Source organism: Streptomyces mesophilus (assembly GCF_040300965.1).
In the GTDB taxonomy this organism is placed as follows: Bacteria; Actinomycetota; Actinomycetes; order Streptomycetales; family Streptomycetaceae; genus Streptomyces; species Streptomyces mesophilus_A.
Window position 1 is genome coordinate 16,169 of record NZ_JBEPEW010000032.1, and the last position, 19,367, is coordinate 35,535.

A 19,367-nucleotide genomic window follows, 5' to 3' on the forward strand; every position below is an offset into this window, starting at 1 on the left:
TCATATGTGTGGAATCGTCGGTTATATCGGCAAGCGAGATGTGGCCCCCCTCCTCCTCGAAGGCCTGCAGCGCCTGGAGTACCGCGGCTACGACTCGGCCGGCGTCGTCATCACCGGCCCCAAGGCCACGGGCCTGAAGATGGTCAAGGCCAAGGGCCGCGTACGCGACCTGGAGGCCAAGGTGCCGGCCCGCTTCAAGGGCACGACCGGTATCGCCCACACCCGCTGGGCCACCCACGGCGCGCCCTCCGACGAGAACGCGCACCCGCACATGTCCGGGGACAACAAGGTCGCCGTCGTCCACAACGGCATCATCGACAACGCGGACGACCTGCGCGCCAAGCTGACCGCGGACGGCGTCGAGTTCGCCTCCGAGACCGACACCGAGGTGCTCGTCCACCTCGTCGCCCGCTCCCAGGCCGACACCCTGGAGGAGAAGGTCCGCGAGGCCCTTCGCCTCATCGAGGGCACGTACGGCATCGCCGTACTGCACGCCGACTTCGCCGACCGCATCGTGGTCGCCCGCAACGGCTCCCCAGTGGTCCTCGGCATCGGCGAGAAGGAGATGTTCGTCGCCTCCGACGTCGCCGCGCTCGTCTCGCACACCCGCCAGGTCGTCACCCTTGACGACGGCGAGATGGCCACGATCAAGGCCGACGACTTCCGTACGTACACGACGTCCGGCACCCGTACGACCGCCTCCCCCACCACCGTCGAGTGGGAGGCCGAGTCGTACGACATGGGCGGCCACGACACGTATATGCACAAGGAGATCAGCGAGCAGCCCGACGCGGTCGACCGCGTCCTTCGCGGCCGGATCGACGACCGCTTCTCCACCGTGCACCTGGGCGGCCTCAACCTGGACGCCCGCGAAGCCCGCACGATCCGCCGGATCAAGATCCTCGGCTGCGGCACCTCGTACCACGCGGGTCTCATCGGCGCGGGCCTGATCGAGGAGCTCGCCCGGATCCCCGCCGACGCCGAGCCGGCCTCCGAGTTCCGCTACCGCAACCCGGTCGTCGACCCCGACACCCTGTACATCGCGGTCTCGCAGTCCGGTGAGACCTACGACGTGCTCGCGGCCGTGCAGGAGCTCAAGCGCAAGGGCGCCCGGGTCCTCGGTGTCGTGAACGTGGTCGGTTCCGCGATCGCCCGCGAGACCGACGGCGGCGTGTACGTGCACGCCGGGCCCGAGGTCTGCGTGGTCTCCACGAAGTGCTTCACGAACACGGTCACCGCGTTCGCTCTCCTCGCCCTGCACCTCGGCCGCATCCGCGATCTCTCGGTCGCCGACGGCAAGCGGATCATCGAGGGTCTGCGCCGGCTTCCCGGCCAGATCCAGGAGATCCTCAAGCAGGAGGACGAGATCAAGAAGCTCGCGAAGCGGTACGCCGACGCGAAGTCGATGATGTTCATCGGCCGAGTCCGCGGCTACCCGGTCGCCCTCGAGGCTTCGCTGAAGCTGAAGGAGATCTCGTACATCCACGCCGAGGCGTACCCGGCCTCGGAGTTGAAGCACGGACCGCTGGCGCTCATCGAGCCTTCGCTGCCGACCGTCGCGATCATCCCGGACGACGATCTGCTCGAGAAGAACCGCGCGGCCCTGGAGGAGATCAAGGCCCGCAGCGGCCAGATCCTCGCGGTCGCGCACCAGGAGCAGGAGAAGGCCGACCACACCATCGTGGTGCCGAAGAACGAGACCGAGCTGGACTCGATCCTGATGGGCATCCCGCTCCAGATCTTCGCGTACCACACGGCACTTGCCCTGGGCCGGGACATCGACAAGCCGCGTAACCTCGCGAAGTCGGTCACGGTCGAGTAGTCACCCCGTACGTACGCGAACGCCCCCCTGTGTGTGCCACCAGCGCACAGGGGGGCGTTCTCGTGTGAGCCGAAGTCGCCCATTACTCCGGCCCGTTGGCTGCTCAGCCGGTGGCCGTCACCCCCCGGCCGGCAGCGCGTCCGGTGAATGCGGGCCACTTGGCGAGGGCCGCCGTGGCGCCGTACCAGGCGACCGCACCCGCGGCGACGCCTGCCCAGCCGCCGACCTTCGCGAGCGCTTCGGTCTCGCCGAAGGAGGCGATGCCCAGGAGGAGGAGGGACAGGAAGGTCAGCCCGTACATGCCCTGGCCGAGCAGGCCGCCGCCGGCTGCTCCGAGGGTCAGGCTGAGTGCGAGAAGAGCGAAGAGCAGCAGGAAGAGCCCTGCGGCGTTGGTCGATACTTCGGCGTCCGCGGTGCCCCAGGTGAACCAGAAGGCGCCGAGACCGGCGAACGCGGTGCCCGTGAACGCGTCACGGTCGCGGAATGCGAGCAGACCTGCGATGAACAGCGCGATACCACCGACGTAGGTGGCGATGGACATGGCGTCCGCCGCCGTCACGCCGTCGATCACGTCCGCGTGCCCGAGGCCGAAGGCCAGCAGGGTCACGCCGAGCGCGAGGTGGCCGAGGGTGGAAGTGGTGCTGCTTCCCGCGGAGACTTCGTTGTCCACGGCGGGCTCCCTTCGAAGTGCAGTTGTGCTGCGTGGTGCTGGGCCGTGCAGTTGAGCCAGCGACCTTTATGTACCCTTCACAAGGGCACAAACCACCTCTACCGAGCGGTAGATTTATCCACCGTCAAAGGGAGGTTGACGCTTCGAACGCCCCATCTCACCTGGGACAACGGGGAGTTACGGAATGGCAACGGCGAAGCGCTACGGGATCACCACAACGGGCCGCTGCGCACGCTTGGCGAGGCGACCCGCGACCGAGCCGAAGATCCGGCCGACGATGCCGTGGGTCGAGCCGACGACGATCGCGTCCGCCTCGTACTCCCGGCCGACCTCTTCGAGTTCGTGGCAGATGTCACCGCCGCGCTCGACGAGGATCCAGGAGACCTCCGCCAGATAGTCGGCGCAGGCGAGTTCGAGACCGAGCACCTCGGTGCGGTGGTCGGGGACGTCCACGAAGACCGGCGGTTCACAGCCCGCCCACACGGTGGTGGGCAGCCGGTTGGCCACATGCACGATGATCAGCGCCGAGGACGAGCGCCGCGCCATGCCGATGGCGTACGCGAGGGCGCGTTCACTGGAGGTCGAGCCGTCGAAGCCGACGACGACACCGTGCCGGAACGCGGGATCACAGGACTTGCGGAGCTCTTCAGCGGCGAGGGGCTCGCCAGCGAGGTCCGCGGGATCGGCGACCTGGCGCTCGATCTGGCGCTTGCGGGGCGCGGGTTCGGGAAATTCGTGACCGGCCATCGTCGTCTCTGAAAATGAATCCTCGAAGGAGAGGGACGGCTTGCGGAGGAGCGAAGATCAAGGGTCGGCGGAAGGCGGTCACGGAGCAGTGTCCGGGAATCATCTTCCCAACCCGTATACCCCAAGGGTACGGCGACACTCCTCTCCTGCCAGGTCCTGTCGTCAGACTCCCGTCGTCGCCCGAAGGGCGGCCGTGGGGCGTCTGGTGCGTGCGATCACAAGGCGCCGGAAGGTCTTGGCAGCGGAGCCACTCAGGCCTTTCGGCAACGCCGCGAGCGTGCGTGCCAGACGCCCCACGGCAGACGGGAGTCTGACGACAGGGCCTTGGTCCGCAGGGGGTCCCGCGGCGTTCCAGGAGCATGCATGAGCAGGTCCCCGTATGGCAATGGTCCCTGTCTCCTACAGCTTTTCGCCCGGACTCGTACACACCTCCACACCCGGCCGCGTCATACGAGGTTGACCTGCCGGACCGGTCAGGGCGGGCCGGAGCGCCGGTCTCAGTGACCGGCCGCCCCACCACGCGTTGAACCTGCGAGATCGCAGCCCGAGGGAGCCCGCCGTGCCCGCAGTCGCCCCGCCGCCGAACGCCACACGCGGCCGTCGGCGTCGCACCCCACCCGCACCTGCGGCCCCTTGCGCACCATCGACCCCCTGGCTGACACCTCCCCCACGGACCACATCCGCGCACTCGGTGAAAGATGTGGTGGGCTGGGCGGCGTTCAGTTGCGTCCTGGTGCCGGTGGTCCTCATCGTCTACGGAACGTCGCTCGCGGGTGCGGGCGGTGCCGCGCTCGGCCTGGCCGCCGTGACCGGCGCCTGCCGGGTGCTGCTGCGCCGGTCGGAGCGCGGGACCGCGCGGCTTTGCACGGAGAGGCACACCGGTGACCGGGCGCGGCACGGGCGTGCGGGTGCGGGGGCTCACAGGGGCGGGCGGCACGGGGGCTGATTCACGCCGGGCGCCGACTGGAAACCGTCGTACGCCCCCGTCGCTTTTCGGCCAAAGTCCAGGATGGCCCGCCAGGTTGCGGTGCGGGCTCCCCAACCCCCGTACCACCAGCGGAAAAAGGCCTTCCGAGGCCCCGCGCACCCTATGTGGACCGGCCACGGGCGCAAGGCGCACTTCCCAGTAACGCCCTGGAGTGCAACGCTTCGTGATCGAATGCTTCACGCCAAGTTGCCTTGTCGACAATGCAGTAGGTGCCGAACTGGTCACGCCGGCACCATCGGACACAGTAGATTCGATCTTGACCGTCCAGGCGGGGGACTCGTTGCGAGGGGAAACGTGCAGGAGCGACGCTGCGGCAAAGCAGGACGCCGACATGCAAGGGGTGCCGCAACCACCGAGGGGGGCTTAGCGCCATGAGCCACGACTCCGCCGCACCGGAGACGAGCCGCAAGCTCTCCGGGCGACGGCGCAGGGAAATCGTCGCCGTGCTGCTGTTCAGCGGCGGTCCCATCTTCGAGAGTTCCATTCCCCTGTCCGTGTTCGGCGTCGACCGCCAGGACGCCGGCGTCCCGCGCTACCGCCTGCTCGTGTGCGCGGGCGAGGACGGACCGCTGCGCACCACCGGCGGACTCGAACTGACCGCTCCGCACGGCCTGGAGGCGATCGCCCGGGCCGGCACCGTCGTCGTACCGGCCTGGCGCTCGATCACGGCACCGCCGCCGCAGAACGCCCTTGACGCGCTGCGTCGCGCGCACGAGGAAGGCGCGCGGATCGTCGGCCTGTGCACCGGTGCCTTCGTGCTCGCCGCGGCCGGACTGCTCGACGGCCGGCCCGCGACCACGCACTGGATGTACGCGCCGACGCTCGCCAAGCGCTACCCGTCCGTCCACGTCGACCCGCGTGAGCTCTTCGTCGACGACGGCGACGTACTGACCTCGGCCGGCACCGCGGCCGGAATCGACCTCTGTCTGCACATCGTGCGCAGCGATCACGGAACCGAGGCGGCCGGGGCCCTGGCCCGCCGTCTGGTCGTGCCGCCGCGCCGCTCCGGCGGTCAGGAGCGCTACCTCGACAGGTCTTTACCAGAAGAGATCGGCGCGGACCCGCTCGCCGAGGTCGTCTCCTGGGCACTGGAGCACCTCCACGAGCAGTTCGACGTCGAAACGCTGGCGGCCCGCGCGTACATGTCACGCCGTACGTTCGACCGCCGTTTCCGCTCCCTGACGGGCTCGGCACCGCTGCAATGGCTGATCACGCAGCGTGTGCTGCAGGCACAGCGGCTGCTCGAGACCTCCGACTACTCGGTCGACGAGGTCGCGGGCCGCTGCGGCTTCCGTTCGCCGGTCGCGCTGCGCGGGCACTTCCGGCGCCAGCTGGGCTCCTCGCCCGCCGCCTACCGGGCTGCCTACCGGGCACGGAGGCCGCAGAGCGAGCGCTCGGTCGAGGTGGCGGACGGTCCGATCCCGGCGCAGTCCCGGCGTACGGCCGCGGCCGCCGCACAGGGGCAGCCGTCGGCATCGGCACCGGCCGACCGCGGCTCCGAGGCGGGCAAGCCGGGCTCCGACGCCTATGCGCCGGGCACTTCCGGTGCTCCGGGACGTCCGACGCTGCCCGGGCAGCGGGAGCGCCCCGTAGGGTGATGGGCATGAACGATCGCATGGTGTGGATCGACTGCGAGATGACCGGGCTCTCGTTGACGGACGACGCACTCATCGAGGTGGCCGCACTGGTCACCGACTCGGAACTGAACGTGCTCGGCGAAGGCGTGGACATCGTGATCCGTCCGCCCGACGCCGCGCTGGAGACGATGCCCGATGTGGTGCGCCAGATGCACACCGCCTCGGGCCTCCTCGACGAGCTCGCGGGCGGTACGACGCTGGCGGACGCCGAGGAGCAGGTGCTCGCATACGTACGTGAGCACGTCAAGGACGCGGGCAAGGCCCCGCTGTGCGGAAACTCCGTCGGCACGGACCGGGGCTTCCTGCTCCGTGACATGCCGACCCTCGAGGACTACATGCACTACCGCATCGTCGACGTCTCCTCGATCAAGGAGCTGTCGCGGCGCTGGTACCCGCGGGCGTACTTCAACAGCCCGGAGAAGAACGGCAACCACCGGGCGCTCGCCGACATCCGTGAGTCCATCGCCGAGCTGCGCTACTACCGCGAGGCGATCTTCGTCCCGCAGCCGGGACCGGACTCGGAGACGGCCCGCACGATCGCGGCGAAGTACGTCCTGCCTGCGGATCCGTCCTGACGACCGCCTGAACCCCCCGGGAAAAAGGTGGGCGCGAGCACCCGCTCGGACCCTGTACACTTTTTCTCGGCCGGTCGGAAAAGCGACCGGACATGGTGGGTGTAGCTCAGTTGGTAGAGCACCTGGTTGTGGTCCAGGTGGCCGCGGGTTCAAGTCCCGTCACTCACCCTGATGAAAACGCAGGTCAGGCCCGGTACTTCTTTACAGAAGTACCGGGCCTGACTGCTGTTCCGGACCGTTTGGGAGTGTCCTGGGAGTGGATCTAGGAATCCGCTCCTACCCGGACGCCTTCAGCAACCGGTCAAGGACGGCTACCGGTGAACTCGGAGCCATCGCCCGACGCTCGGCGAGTGCCCCCTCCCACAGCTCCGTCAGCCCCTGGCACAGTCGCCGCCTCATGGCCTGAGTGACGTGGGTGTACCTGGCCGAGATGGAACCGTCGAGGTGTCCCATGCGCTCGTCGATGAGCACCTTCTCCGTACCCAGCTCCTCCATCATCGTCCGGTGCGTGTGCCTCAGCCCGTGTGGTGTGAGCCCTCGAGCTACCGGCAGCCAGCACGCTTGCGCACGGCCCGCCGCGTTGCGGCCCCGCACCGGGATGCCGGGCCACGGGTCGGCGAGCAGCGGCACCGGTCGTGTCCCGTCCTGCTGTCCCTTCTTCGGGTACCAGCCAGACGCAGCGGGAGCGAACAGCCAGGTGGCGAAGCCCGACCGGCGCCAGTGCGCGGCCGGCCGGGGCGGCCGGAAGCTGCGGACGTAACCGAGAGCGGCGATGGCGTCAGTGACGCGGACGCGTTTCGGCTCCGGGACTCGTTCCGGGTGGTTGAGGACAGTCGACGCGGTGCCGATGGACACCCCTGCATGGCGCGCCACGTCCACAAGCTTCGCCCCCAGCGGTGCGAGGCCTGCGCCGCTGTTGCCCCGGTAGACGTACTCGCGGCTGTGGCAGGAACAGGGCTCAGCCGGGTTACGTCGCGAGTGCTCCCCCACGAGCTGCGCCAGCCATTCCGGTGCGTCGATGGTGCGGTAGCTGTCGTCCTTCGGTGGGCAGCGGACGAAGGTCGCGTTGTCCAACTCGTATAGCTGCCACTCGACTCGGAAGGCGTCGGGGCGAACGAACTCCCGCTCCAGCCCGACCAATTCGCCCCAGCGCATGCCGGTGTAGCCCAGCTGCACGCAGGCCACGAACTCGTCGTCGCGGCCGGAGAGAAGTGCTGCTCGCTCGGCGAGCAGGAGGATGCCGAGCGGTGTGGTCACCACCTTCTCGGGGCCGCGGGCGCGAGCGCGGCCGGCCTTGCGGCCACGCCCACGCCGCTTGGCTGCCGGATTGGCGGCGATGAGCCCCTCGTCCACGGCGTCGGCGAGGATCAAGTGCAGGACGGCACGGCGGTTACGGACGCTGGACTGGGCGTAGACCGCCTGTTCTGCTTTCTCCCAGGCGCCCACATCGGCGGGGCTGATGTCGGCCAGGGCCACATCTTCGAAGTCCGGCAGTAGATGCTGCTCGATGGTCCCCCGGTAAATCTCCATGGTGGACAGAGCGAGATCCTGCGCCGCGTACCAGCGGTTGGCGTACTCCCCGAACGTGACCTTCCCGGCCGAAGGATCCCGCCAGGCAGCTTCGCGCGCCTTGACCTCCGCTTCCTTCGCGGCCTTTTCTGCCTGGCGTTTGGTGGGGAACTTCACCGTTCGCCCATGGGTGTCCACAACGGTGCGCAGCTTGCCTGGAGCAATCCAGTAGCGGGCCCTGTAGTAGTCACCGCGCTTCTCAGCGAAGGCCATACGGTTCCTCTCCTTTCCGGTAGGTCATGCCGCGGGGGCACCAGGTCGCTGTGCACGCTGTGGACGACGTGCACGCAGGCGAGCAGCCGGTCGCTCTGAGACAGGAACGGGCTGGGCAACGCGCCCACGTTCGGCTGTGCTGGGCTCCGCCCTCCGAAGCGGACGCTCTTCGAAGACGCGGATGATCTCCTCGTAGTGCTCGGCGGTGAAGCGGTAGCAGCCGCCGGCCCGGGTGAACGGGATGCGGCCCTTGCGCGCCTGTTCCTTCACCCACCACTCGGAGCAGCCGAGGGCCTCGGCGACTTCAGCCGGGCGATACAGGCGAACCAGGGCGAAAGCGGATACGCCGCTCTGTGCGCCACGGCTGGTCATGCGAGGCCTCCTTGCCGGTCCGGTGGTCGTGCTCGGGGTGGATGGGCGCCGCACAAACCGCAAAATCTTCGCGGCCCGCTGCGGAGGGGTGCTGAACTGCGGTGTTGGGGTGCGGGTTTTGTGCGGCGGGGTGCCCCGCAAAAATCCGCGAAATTCCGCAATATTCAGGGGCTCGCCGCTGCGCCCCGGCTGGGCTGTAAGGGGTGCTGGATTTGTGCGGAATTACAGGGTGTTTGTGCGGCGGCACCCCCTGCGGGGCCCTGGTGGGGTGTTCCCGCAGGTCACCGCCCGGGCCCTGAGGTTTTTGCGTTTTTGCGGTTTGTGCGGCGGGGGTTGGGCCCGTGACGGTCACGCGGTCACCTCCATCAGGGCCGGGTGGACTCGGTAGCGGGGTGCGGGCGGTCGCCCGCGGGCGCCGGTGCGCTCAGGTTGATAGGCGCGCAGGTAGCCGTGCTCCTCGAGCAGCGTGGTGGCGGGTTCGAGGTCGGTGACGTTCGGGAACTCGCTGCGGGACAGCTTGGTGAACAGGTCCCGCCGGCTGACGTCCTGCCAGCCCTCGGTGCGCAGGACTTCGAGGACGGCGCGAGCGCGGGCGACGGTGGGATCAGCTCCCATGACGTCGAAGACCGCGAGGGCGTGGGCGGTGAAGTACTCGCCGATGCTGATTGCCGCTTGCATGGTGTCCACGGTGACCGGCTTGGTGTGGCCGGTGTCGAGATGTTCGGCAAGGTGCAGCAGGGCGGCCGTGCGGACGACGGCACCGGCGAGTTTGCCTGCCCAGTTGGCGATGTGCCCCAACGCTCCGCCACGGACCTTGAGTTGCGGCTCCACTCGCTGCTGGTAGGCGATGAGGGCCTTGTCCGCCTCGGGACTGAGCTGGATGACGGCAGGGTCAGTCCATTCGGCCAGGGCGAGGGTGAGCGTGACGACGTTCCTCTCGTATCGGATCCGGACCGATTCAGGGATCGGGTCGGTGACGATCTCTCGCTCGCCAACCAGGGAGACGGGCATCGAGTACAGGAACCGGGCCAGCAGCCCCCGCCCGTCGAAGCCCCGAACCTTGGCGATGTCGCGCAGCACGTCCGGCTGGACGGCCAGGCCGATGGTGAGCGCGGGGTGGTCGATGTACTCGCGGCGGGTCTGCCGGTTGACCCGAAGCCGGTCACCGGCATGGCCCTTGAGGAAGACCTCCATGTTCGGTGCCCCGGAGTAGCGGCCCGCGATGATGTCGAAGATGCCGCCCTCCGCCGACATGACCGCCAGGCGCCCGCCCTGCTCCGAGATGAGCGAGGTGACCGTCTCGGAGGTGGAGTCGTCCGCAAGGAGCAGCGGTTCGACCGGCACCGTGAGGGATTCGGCGGTCTGCGCCAACCCCACGGCATCGGAGACGAGTTGTTCGCGCTTGTCCGCGTCCGCGCCCGCCGCCTTAGCCGCGGCCTTGTCGGCGGCTTCCCTGGCCAGCCGTGCGGTGAGCGCGGCCTCTACGATGGCCGGGGCCATCTGCGCCTTGAGCTGCCGCTCGGCCTCATACAACGGGTCGGTAAGCAGAGCGAAGACGGCGGACTTGCGGTTGGCCGGGGGCAGCGCGCACACCACGTAGAGATTGGTGGGCTCGCGCCAGTTGCCACGCACGTGGACCACGGCCCGTCCGCCGGCCGCCGCCGCGAGAACGGACAGGGCGATGGAGCCCGGAAGATCCAGCGGGGTCTGGGTCTCCTCGGCGACCGCCGTGACGAACTCGCCGAGCCAGGCCGGGAAGACATGCACAGGGAAGGGCGGCAGGTGCCGCGGCCCACTGAGCGGGATCGGCTCCTCCCACACCGGCTGCTCGGTGACTTCATCAGGCGCCATGGTGTGCGCGAGTTCGTCGTCGGTGAACTGGGTCGTGGACGTGGAGGGCGCGAGCGGCTGCGCTGTGGTGTTCATGCAAGGCCCCTCCCTTCCGTAGGGGTGCGTACGGGGTGGTTCATGCCGCGTCGGCGGCGATGAGCGTCAGGCCGTTGGCGACGGCTCGGCGTGCGTACGGTTCGGGCACACCGACGGTGACGGCGGCGGTCACGATGTCCTCGGCGAGCACCTCGAGCCCGCACGGCCCGGGGCATTCGAGATGCTGCTTGGCGAGGAAACCGGCGACCTGAAAGGCCTGGGATCCGGCGCCGGATTCGGTGTGCTCGCGCACCAGGGCAAGGCCTCGCTCCAGTCCGGTGCGGACGTAGCGCTCGGTGTGACGACAGCCAGCGGCGACCGTACGGTCCCAGGGCGCTCGGGCTGTGGCAGAAGAGGCCACCCTCCCCCGGCCCGGGGTGGCCTCTTCTCGTACGACCAGGGCGCGCACGGCCTCGGGCAGCGCCACCATCCGCCCCGTGCCGGGGCCCAGCCAGCGGGCGTAGGACATACGGGACTTGACGTCCACGCCGCGTCGGACCGTGTTCGCTGAACGCATCGTGCCCTGGTAGATCCAGTGCTGACCGCGCGTGGTCGCTACGGTCCGGGTCGCGGGCAGGTGCTCTTGGGCCCAGATGATGGCTGCCTCGCTATCGAGGTCCACCACAGTGACCCGGGCCCCGCCGGGGTGGTAGGCGACGGCGGTCGCCTGCCGCCACAGCGCCAGCCACGGCGCGGAGGTGAGCACCTGGGGGTTGGTGGTGGCGGCGGCCCATGCGTGGCACGGGAGCGGGCACTGGCAGGGGCCCGGGGTCTTCATGTTCGGGCGTCCGCCGCACGCGTTGCGGGTGCAGGCGGGGCAGTTCCCGAAGGGCGCCTTGTTCACGCGCAGCGGCATCACGGGCACGCCGGCCGACGCGAGGCGCAGCGCGGTGGCCAGGTGCGGGGACGCACAGTCGACGCCGGGGGGCAGCGTGGTGGTGCGGGGAGGTGTCATCCTGGATGTCTCCTGTCTCGTCTTCTGGCGGGGTTGGGGAGAGCCGGGGGCGGCGGGGTCCTTGCACGGGAGGCCGCCGCCCCACGGCGCGTCTAGAACGGCGGTTCGTCGCCACTCACCGCAGACCCAGCGGGTGCGGCGGGTTCGGTCGGTGTGGCGGTGTTCCGCGGGTCCGAACTCGGCGCCTGTCCAACTGAGTTCGTGGTGCGGGCGATGCGTTCGACCTTGGCCGTGGCGAAGCGCAGCGACGGGCCGATGTCGTCGACTTCGAGCGCGAGCATCGAGCGCTTCTCGCCTTCCGGCGTCTGCCAGTCGTGCTGACGCAGACGGCCGGTGACCACCACGCGCATGCCCTTGGTGAGGGTGTCGGCGATGTGCTGGGCGATGTCGCGCCAGGCGGTGCAGCGCATGAACATCGCGGTGCCGTCCTTCCACTGCCCGCTGTTCTTGTCGTAGCTGCGCGGAGTGGAGGCGACAGAGAACTTCACCAGCGCGGCGCCAGCCGGGGTGAAGCGGAGTTCGGGGTCGCTGGCGAGGTTGCCGACGATGGTGATCGTGGTGTCTCCCACGGACATGACGGATCTCCTGATCGGGTCGATACGAGACGGTTGGGTTGGGCGTCATACGGGGCAGCCCGACGCCGCTCCGAGCGCGAGGGCGAGGAAGGGCCCGGGCCTCCCGCAGGGCAGGGATTCGGCGGGTGTCAGCCAGCCGTGGCAGTGCGGGCGAGGGCTGCGTGGAGGCGTTCGCCGAGCCATTGGGCGACGTTGCAGGAGACCGCGTTTCCGGCCTGCATCGTCTGCTCACCCTTGGTGCCGTGGACGATGTAGTCGGTTGGGAAGCGTTGCGCGAGCAGCTGTTCGCGCGGCTGGATCATCCGGTAGTGGCACTCCTCCAGCACCGGGGCCGGGCTGGCGATGGCGGCCGAGTCGATGGTGCCGAGCGTGTGCAGCGGTTCACCGGTCGTCTTGGGCGCGGCGTTGCGGTACGGGATGACCAGCCAGTGATGCCGTCCGGTGGTGACGGTGTCGACCGGGGCGGAGACGGGTTCGGCGGTGGCGTTGCGGCGCAGGGTCACCACGAACGCGTCCTCGGCCTGGGGCGGTACGGCGAGTGCGTGGCTGTCCCGGGCGGTGACGGTCCCGAACGGTTCGGAGATGCTGCGCACCAGGTCCGACGGGCGGGCGTTGCCGCCGTAGTTCTTGACGTAGAACGCGCCGTCGGGCACGAGCAGCGCGTCACCGATCTTCGCGGTGCGGGCTGCGAGCGGCGCCGAATCCACCGGGACGGGGCGGCCGTTGTGCCCGCCGTGGCTGACGGTGAGGAGCATGCGGCGCTCGCCGAGTGCGGCGAGCCCGGCGGTGATGCGGCGGAGGGTGGAGGCGGCGAGCGGCGGCAGCTTGTGCTGCGGGCGGTCCGCGATCCTGACGCCGAGGTTGGTCCAGTCGATGATGTCGGCGGCCGGGCGGACATACGGCTCCACGACCTGGTGGCGGCAGACCGGGCCGTTGGGGCAGCGGTAGACGTACTGCTGCCCGTACTTGCCCAACTGCCGTGCCCCGGGCTTCTTCCAGGACTGGAACGCGGCCACGTCCTGCTCACAGACCGGGCACCACGCGATGGGACGCGGCGCCACATCGGGCAGGGGCACGCCTTCGCGGGTCAGCAGCACGTAGATCCGGTCGCGCCACTGCGGGGCCGGGGTGTTGTCCGTGCCGCCGACGTGGGCGGAGGACACGGAGACGAACTGGTGGCGGTAGCCGAGGGTGCGCATCCCGGCGAGCCAGATGTCGAACAGCTCCCAGTCCGCGGCCTCGGCGACGTTCTCCACTATCACCGCCTGATAGCGGTGGATCTCGGTCGCCCGGATCACGTCCCAGAACGTGGCCCGGGTGCGCTCGTACGCGGCCGACGCGACGGCGCCCTCGGCTTCCAGCTCGAACATGCCCTGCCCCGGACCGGCGCCCTTCTTGGGCCGCTTGCGGGGGCGTCCGCCGGCCGGGGAGAGCTCGGTGCAGATCGGCGAGGCCCACAGCACGTCGGTGCGCGGCAGGCGCCGCATGTCGTAGTTGTCGATGTTGGCGCACAGGTGGTCGGCGTCGCGGTGGTTGGCGGCGTGCGTCTCGATGGCGCGCTGCCAGTGGTTCGCGGCGAGGGTGAGCTCCAGGCCGGCGGCGACCAGGCCCGTGGAGGACCCTCCTGCGCCACAGAACAGATCGGTGAAGGTCAGGCTCATCAGCCCTACTCCTGAGGTGTTTTGGCGGTGGGTGGGGAGAGCCGGGGCGGCGGCGGTGTCCTTTGCACGGGAGGACCGCCGCCCCGGGCACAGCTACCGCTCGGGCAGCTCCGTGACGTTCGTACGCAGCGCCGCAGTGACGTAGAGCCGGGCGCGGCCGTTGCGGGCCTCGTAGCGGCGTACGGGGCCGGTGACGAAGCCCTCGCGCAGGGCGTCGGTGGCGTCGTCGGTGTGTTCGGGGTCGCAGATGATCCGGATCTCGAACACAGCTCAGCGCTCCTTCACCGCGTGGGCGGACTGGAGGCGTCGCGCGGCGGCGCGGAGCTTGGACTCCAGCCGGTGCGGCGCGTGCGGGGTGAAGGAGTGAAGAGCGACGGCGGCGGCGATGATGACGTCGCATAGTTCGTCGGCAACGTCTTCCGGGGCGTGGGTGGTGCCCTTGCGGGGGTTCTGGCCGGTCATGCCGATGTACCCGGCGGAGGCTTCACCGGCCTCCTCCACGACCTTCAGCAACCGCATCGCCGTCTCGTGCTGGTCGCTGCCATTGGCCTGGTTCAGCAGGGCGGCGATCCGGGCCGTGATCGGCCACAGGGCGGCGCTCATGCCGCACCCCCGTTGGACTGAACGCCCACCACCGCGCGCCACGCCTTGTCCCCCATGGGCATGCCCTCACCGGCACCCGCGAGTGCGGTCGCGGCCGTGTGGGCGAGCGCGGCATGGACTTGCGCCCCGGCGACCGCGTCCGTGGCGATGAGGGATCCAGTCTCGAAGCCGCTTGCGAAGTCGAGGAGCTCCTCAGCCTCGCGGAAGTGCTCAGGTCCGGTCACGTCAGTTCTCCTTGAAGGTGTCGAGGGCGGGGAGTTGGGGCAGGCCGGCCTCGGCGAGCGCGGCCGGGTCGAAGGCGGGCTGTCCGGCGCGGTGGATGAGCGCGGTGGCGAGCTGTTCCGCGTACGCGGCGCGGGCCACCTCGATGCGCGATCCCGCCTCGATGGCCGTCACGCGCTCCACATGAGCGTGCTCTTCTTGCCGTTCCGAGCGCTGGCGCTCGAAGTGCGCTTGCTCGCGCCGTTCCTTGCGCCACAGGCGTGCGGCGAGGCCGTAGCCGATGAGGGTGGCTATGGCCCACAGGAGCAGCGGCAAGGACAGCCCGTCGCTGTAGGCGGCGACCGCGGCGAGGGTGAGTGCAGCGGAGCCGGTGAATGCGGTGACCGTGACGGTGGTGTCTCCAAGGCGGTCCCCGCAGTAGATGCCGGCCGCCGCGCTCGTGGCGGCGAGCGTGCCCATCAACATGGCGCCACCGGCGCTGTGTTCGGCGCCGTTGGCGTTCCAGATCCGGGCGAGGATCAGCACTGTCGACGTGGCGAGCGCGGGCGCTGCCTTGGGGACGGCGAGGGCGAGCCAGTGCTTGGCGACGATGGATTGCTGGGGCATGGAAACTCCTAGCTCGGTCCCGAGGCGGCGGACTAAACTCCGCTCACCTTTGGGCGCTGGCAAGTTCAAAGGGAGACCGGCGGCCGCGCCGATCTAGCGCCAGCTAGGCGCGGGATTCGCCTTATGGCGGGCGGCCGCCGGTCGCGCTGACATCGCGTCCTAGCTGTCGATGTCGCGGATGGTGGCGAGGAACGCGCTGACGCTCTGGTTGATCGTGGTGCGGGCGCTCGTGTCGGCGAGGTAGAAGCCGAAGAGGATGAGGATCACGGCGGCAACGAGGCCGACGGCCTTGTACTTGATCAGCACGGTGACGGCGATGCCGAACACCAGAACGACTGAGACCGTGACGGTCATGGCGGTGCTCCTTTCAGCACTTGGGGTCGGCCGCCCGGGGTCACCGTGGCGCTCGGACACGGGCCTTCGAGGTGGCCTCCGGGTGGGAGTCGCGGTAGATGCGGGCGGCGCGGTTGTAGATCCAGCGGCCGACGCGGATGCGCTTGCCGTGGCCTTTGCAGCGCGGGCAGTTCTTGCTGGCCTTGATCCGTCCGAAGATCGTTGTCTTGACGAGTCCGCCCATGCCGCGGCACTTGCGGCAGGTCCCGAACGGCGAGACCGCACACATCAGGCAGTAACAGCTTGTGATGAACGCGAGCAATGCGATAGCGAGCAGGGCAGGGGGTATCACGGGCCCTCCCAGGCGGGTTTCAGGGGTTTTCGCAGATGGGGCCGCTATCGGCTAACGGCCTGATCAAGAAGGGTTTGGGTCGCTATCGGGGCCGCTAACGGTTAGCGGGGGTGCCCGCTATCGTTAGCGGCCCCGGAGGGTCAGGACGCGTCCCTCTTGTGGTCACGCTCCGCAATCGCGGTGGTGATGTGGGCGCGGACGAAGCCCTTCTTGTTCACGATCTTTCCGTCCACGCGGCGGCCGACCTGATCGGTCTTGATGCCGTACGGCTTGAGCATCGCGGTCAGGTGGGCGGTCTTCTCCTCCGGCTTCAACTCACCCCACGGCCCATACGCTTCGGGCCGGTAGTCGGCCAGCCGGTCCACCGTGTTCTCGTTCCAGGCCTTGGCCTCGTCAGCCGGGGTCACCGCGGCGATGTCCGCGAGCAGATCGAGGCCGGCGGTCGGGTCTTCGGCCATGTCCTGGCCGCTGGCGTAGCCGGTGATGTTGCCGTAGTCCTCGCGCAGCTTGCGGGCCCGCAGCGCGATGTTCTCCGCGCCGACCATGTCGACCTCGGTGCCGCACACGATCGCGGGCTCGTCCAGCTCTCCGGCCATCCAGGCAACGCCCTTGTCGCGCTTGAAGGAGAACATGGTGGCCTTGTATCCGGCCTTGTACATCGAGGTACCGAGGATCATGTCGTTCTCCATCTGGCCGGTCACCTTCAGCGCGAACCGCAACACGGCGTTGGCGCTGATCCCGGTGGGGATGGAGGACTTGTCCGGCCGCTGGGTGCCGAACATCGCGATGATGCCGTAGGCCGGACCGCGCCTGACCAGGTCTTCCCCGATCTCGGTGATCTTCGCGCCGTACTTCTTGTGCTCGAAGCCCTTCTGGCATTCATCCAGGCACACCACGATCGGATGCAGCCCCAGCGTCTTGTCGCTGGCCAGCTCCGGGGTCACCTTCGACTCCGGGCAGCGCTTCAGCGGCAGCGACTTGATGACTTTCGCGCGCCGGGTGAGCTCTTCCTGGATCTCGATGAGGGAGTCCAGGCAGTACTTGACGTCCTCGTCGTCCTCACCGGAGCGCCACCGGTGCGAGACGCGCTCCAGGGGCTTGTAGTCGGATCCGCCCTTGAAGTCGAAGATGTACAGCCAGGCGCGTGGATCGAGTGCGGCGATCAGCATGAACAGTCGCATCAGGTATGTCTTGCCCATGCGCGGGATGGAGCCGACCACGATCGAGACGAACATGAGCGTGACCGACACCCAGCGCATTTGCTGGTTGTTGCCGAACTCAACGGGCTTGAACAGGTCGACCGCACCAGACTTGGCGAGCGGCCAGGCGGGGCGCTTGGCCTCGTTCATCGGTTTGTCCCCGACCCACAGGATCAGGGTGCCCTCGTGGTCGTCCGGGTTGGGCATCGGCCACACACACCCGAGCTTGCGGCGCAGGCCCGAGGCGAGGGCCTCGCGCTTGTTCATGATGTCGTCCGGGGTCACACCGAGCGGCAGCTCGATGTCCGCGCGCCAGCCGGGGCCGTCGCGGTGGATCTCCGAGGTGAACCGGATCCCGGTGCCGGTCTTGACCGCGGCGTTCAGCTTGTCGTTGCCCAGGGCTCCGAGCGCGGCCACCACCATCGTGGCGGTCAGCTTCGGCGCTTCGGCCTTGACCACTGCGTGCTGCTTCAGCGGCGCATCGGCCGGCGTCCCGACCACACCGAACACCGTGACAGCCACGGCCACGGCGAGCAGTTGCAGCCACAGCGGAGCAGCGAACGTCAGCAGCAGGACGGCGACCAGGGCGAGGGGAAAGACGACTGCGGAGACGGTGCCCCGCCACCTGACCCGACGGTCGCGCTGGCGGGAGAGCTTCAGGTATTCGGCGGTGTTCTCCTTGAACGCCTCCGCATGCCGAAGCGGCGCCGACTCTATGTCCGCCACCCACCGCTGCCAGCCCCTAAGCGAACGCCCCATCCCGCGCGGCGTGCGCGCGAGAAGTCGGCCCGCATAGACCGGGGTGCGCACGGTGTGGAAGGCGAAGATGTGCCACAGGTAGCCGACCAGCCACAGCGCGGCGCCCCTCAGCTCGCTGCGCGAGCGCAGCCAAGAGGGCAGCACCTGGCGGCGCTTCGCCTCCCGTGACTGACCCAGCAATCCGGGCACTTTAGGCTGCGGGCCGTCGACCGGTCGGAGCGACTCGTCATCATCCGGGTCGGCCGACCCGGCCGCCGACCGGTCGCCCGACTCAGCGCCCTTGGAGTCGGCCGACTCCTTACGCGCGGATCGGGCCGACTCCAAGTCGACTACCTTGCCGTCGGAGTCGGTCGACTTCTCGGCCGCCATCTCCGCTTCGAGTCGGTTGAACAGTTCAGGGTCGTCATCAGGGTGTTTCACTGGGGGTGTCCTTCTCTGTGAGGGATGAAGGGGCCCGGCCGTCGCTGTGAGAGGTGGGCGGCCGGGCACCGTGAGGATGAGCAAGTGGGGCGGGGATGAGAGCTGTTGGGGTGGCTCGGCTGGCGGTCCGGAACACCGGGGCGGAGCCACTGGAGTTGACCGTGGAGCCGTGGGCGGAGGTCCATCGCATTCCGCCGGGCGAGACCGTCTCGGTCGTGACCCACGCGCCCACCCGCGGGGGTGTGTGGCCCGGTTCGAAGTGCGAGGGCGAGGCGTTCGGGGTTGACCACCACCCCGATTCGGTCACCGTGTGGGCCAATGGGAACTGCTTCCACCTGAGCGACCAGGACGGCAATGCCATCGACGCGGCCGACTGGGATTGCCCCGCGCAACAACCCCCGACTCCCTGAAGGAGACCGGGCCGCTGGGAGGCGCCGCTACAGTCGCGGCATGGGGTGGTGGGGGTTCGGCCGACGCGTGCGCACGCGTCCATGCCGGTGGTGTGACAAGCCGGTTGAGCAGCGGGGCCGTTGGCTTCGTCGCCGGTATTGCAGCCGAGCTTGCCGTGGCAAGAAGGGCTTGGTTTCCGTGATCGTCCGGTTCCTCGACAGCCTGTAGCCGCATGTCGGCAGAATGCGGGCATGGACGCTGGACTGGCCGCAGTGCTTGGTGCCGTTGTTGGCTCCCTCGCCACGCTTGGCGCGGCGATCGTGAACGGGCATGCAACAGCACGCTCGCAGTTCGACCAGTGGCGCAGACAGCAGCGCAGGGACGCCTACGGGAACTACCTGAGCGCCCTGCACGATCGCGACATAGCCATGGACGCGATTCTTGATGCCCTCCGGTCCGACGGTCCTGATCTGCAGTGCGTTGACGAGAAGGTCCAGCACTTCATCAACCTGGCGCGCGAGGTACATCGCGCCACTGAGGTGGTCCATATCGAGGGGCCGGCTTCCTTGACGAAGGCGGCCGACGACGTGGCGCGCGCATCTGCCGGCTTCTCCGAAGTGATGCAGCGGCTGGTAAAGAACGCCCACGCAGGGGATGTCTCGACCAAAGACGCAGACAATGCCTTGGCGACCGAGCGAGAGCGTGTCCTCTACGAGGCGGTGAAGGGCTTTCGCACGGCTGCCAGAGACGTCCTAAGCGCCCGGTCCTGATCG

Annotated in this window: 21 protein-coding genes and 1 tRNA gene; 7 read left to right on the forward strand and 15 right to left on the reverse strand. The window is 69.0% G+C overall.

The annotated features are described in order from the left end of the window. Positions 1–4: 4 nt before the first annotated feature. Positions 5–1,822, forward strand: a complete 1,818-nt coding sequence (glmS, locus tag ABT367_RS14465) for a glutamine--fructose-6-phosphate transaminase (isomerizing) (protein WP_352253119.1) — start codon at positions 5–7, stop codon at positions 1,820–1,822. Between the two features lie 103 nt (positions 1,823–1,925). Here the strand turns inward: glmS and ABT367_RS14470 are convergent, their stop codons facing one another. Both ABT367_RS14470 and ABT367_RS14475 read right to left on the reverse strand, forming a co-directional pair. Continuing rightward, positions 1,926–2,492: a GPR1/FUN34/YaaH family transporter gene (locus ABT367_RS14470; protein WP_352253121.1), complete on the reverse strand. Its 567-nt coding sequence runs from the start codon at positions 2,490–2,492 to the stop codon at positions 1,926–1,928. Between the two features lie 201 nt (positions 2,493–2,693). Beyond that, positions 2,694–3,239, reverse strand: coding sequence for a universal stress protein (locus ABT367_RS14475; RefSeq protein ID WP_165334424.1), 546 nt, complete (start codon positions 3,237–3,239; stop codon positions 2,694–2,696). 691 nt (positions 3,240–3,930) lie between these two features. Between ABT367_RS14475 and ABT367_RS14480 the strand changes: the two genes are divergently transcribed. The 4 genes from ABT367_RS14480 to ABT367_RS14495 all read left to right on the forward strand — a co-directional run bounded on the left by ABT367_RS14480 (position 3,931) and on the right by ABT367_RS14495 (position 6,607). Next, the gene (locus ABT367_RS14480; RefSeq protein WP_434975467.1) at positions 3,931–4,185 is read left to right on the forward strand and encodes a hypothetical protein; all 255 of its coding nucleotides are present in this window, start codon (positions 3,931–3,933) and stop codon (positions 4,183–4,185) included. A 413-nt stretch (positions 4,186–4,598) separates the two neighbouring features. Continuing rightward, complete coding sequence (locus ABT367_RS14485) at positions 4,599–5,825, forward strand: helix-turn-helix domain-containing protein (protein WP_352253123.1); 1,227 nt, start codon at positions 4,599–4,601, stop codon at positions 5,823–5,825. Between the two features lie 5 nt (positions 5,826–5,830). Further along, on the forward strand, positions 5,831–6,439 hold the full coding sequence (orn, locus tag ABT367_RS14490) for an oligoribonuclease (protein ID WP_352253125.1): 609 nt from the start codon (positions 5,831–5,833) through the stop codon (positions 6,437–6,439). Positions 6,440–6,534: 95 nt separating this feature from the next. After that, a tRNA-His gene (locus ABT367_RS14495) sits at positions 6,535–6,607 on the forward strand. Positions 6,608–6,715: 108 nt separating this feature from the next. On the opposite strand, the gene ABT367_RS14500 is transcribed toward ABT367_RS14495, so the two are convergent. The 13 genes from ABT367_RS14500 to ABT367_RS14560 form a co-directional block, all read right to left on the reverse strand. After that, positions 6,716–8,221, reverse strand: coding sequence for a LacI family DNA-binding transcriptional regulator (locus ABT367_RS14500; protein WP_352253127.1), 1,506 nt, complete (start codon positions 8,219–8,221; stop codon positions 6,716–6,718). A gap of 24 nt (positions 8,222–8,245) precedes the next feature. Continuing rightward, positions 8,246–8,593, reverse strand: a complete 348-nt coding sequence (locus ABT367_RS14505; RefSeq protein ID WP_352253129.1) for a helix-turn-helix domain-containing protein — start codon at positions 8,591–8,593, stop codon at positions 8,246–8,248. Positions 8,594–8,941: 348 nt separating this feature from the next. Next, the gene (locus ABT367_RS14510; RefSeq protein WP_352253219.1) at positions 8,942–10,444 is read right to left on the reverse strand and encodes a YfjI family protein; all 1,503 of its coding nucleotides are present in this window, start codon (positions 10,442–10,444) and stop codon (positions 8,942–8,944) included. Positions 10,445–10,559: 115 nt separating this feature from the next. Continuing rightward, the gene (locus tag ABT367_RS14515) at positions 10,560–11,474 is read right to left on the reverse strand and encodes a bifunctional DNA primase/polymerase (RefSeq protein ID WP_352253131.1); all 915 of its coding nucleotides are present in this window, start codon (positions 11,472–11,474) and stop codon (positions 10,560–10,562) included. A gap of 92 nt (positions 11,475–11,566) precedes the next feature. Next, entirely contained in the window at positions 11,567–12,049 is a 483-nt protein-coding gene (locus ABT367_RS14520) for a single-stranded DNA-binding protein (RefSeq protein ID WP_352253133.1), read from the reverse strand. 128 nt (positions 12,050–12,177) lie between these two features. Next, positions 12,178–13,710: a DNA cytosine methyltransferase gene (locus ABT367_RS14525; RefSeq protein ID WP_352253135.1), complete on the reverse strand. Its 1,533-nt coding sequence runs from the start codon at positions 13,708–13,710 to the stop codon at positions 12,178–12,180. A gap of 93 nt (positions 13,711–13,803) precedes the next feature. Next, positions 13,804–13,977 carry a hypothetical protein gene (locus ABT367_RS14530; protein ID WP_352253137.1) on the reverse strand — a complete coding sequence of 58 codons (174 nt, stop codon included), beginning with the start codon at positions 13,975–13,977 and terminating at the stop codon, positions 13,804–13,806. A 3-nt stretch (positions 13,978–13,980) separates the two neighbouring features. Then, positions 13,981–14,313, reverse strand: a complete 333-nt coding sequence (locus ABT367_RS14535) for a MazG-like family protein (RefSeq protein WP_352253139.1) — start codon at positions 14,311–14,313, stop codon at positions 13,981–13,983. Continuing rightward, complete coding sequence (locus ABT367_RS14540) at positions 14,310–14,537, reverse strand: hypothetical protein (protein ID WP_352253141.1); 228 nt, start codon at positions 14,535–14,537, stop codon at positions 14,310–14,312. The genes ABT367_RS14535 and ABT367_RS14540 overlap by 4 nt, the downstream gene beginning before the upstream one ends. 1 nt (position 14,538) lies before the next feature. Further along, positions 14,539–15,141, reverse strand: a complete 603-nt coding sequence (locus tag ABT367_RS14545; RefSeq protein WP_352253143.1) for a hypothetical protein — start codon at positions 15,139–15,141, stop codon at positions 14,539–14,541. Between the two features lie 159 nt (positions 15,142–15,300). Beyond that, entirely contained in the window at positions 15,301–15,495 is a 195-nt protein-coding gene (locus tag ABT367_RS14550; RefSeq protein ID WP_352253145.1) for a hypothetical protein, read from the reverse strand. A 40-nt stretch (positions 15,496–15,535) separates the two neighbouring features. After that, positions 15,536–15,718 carry a hypothetical protein gene (locus tag ABT367_RS14555; protein WP_352253146.1) on the reverse strand — a complete coding sequence of 61 codons (183 nt, stop codon included), beginning with the start codon at positions 15,716–15,718 and terminating at the stop codon, positions 15,536–15,538. 248 nt (positions 15,719–15,966) lie between these two features. After that, positions 15,967–18,204, reverse strand: a complete 2,238-nt coding sequence (locus ABT367_RS14560) for a cell division protein FtsK (RefSeq protein WP_352253147.1) — start codon at positions 18,202–18,204, stop codon at positions 15,967–15,969. 161 nt (positions 18,205–18,365) lie between these two features. Here ABT367_RS14560 and ABT367_RS14565 point away from each other — a divergent pair, with 161 nt between their 5' ends. Further along, positions 18,366–18,614 (forward strand): hypothetical protein, encoded by a 249-nt coding sequence (locus ABT367_RS14565; RefSeq protein ID WP_352253149.1) that lies wholly within the window; start codon positions 18,366–18,368, stop codon positions 18,612–18,614. Between the two features lie 231 nt (positions 18,615–18,845). Beyond that, entirely contained in the window at positions 18,846–19,364 is a 519-nt protein-coding gene (locus tag ABT367_RS14570) for a proline dehydrogenase (protein WP_352253151.1), read from the forward strand. Positions 19,365–19,367 lie beyond the last annotated feature (3 nt).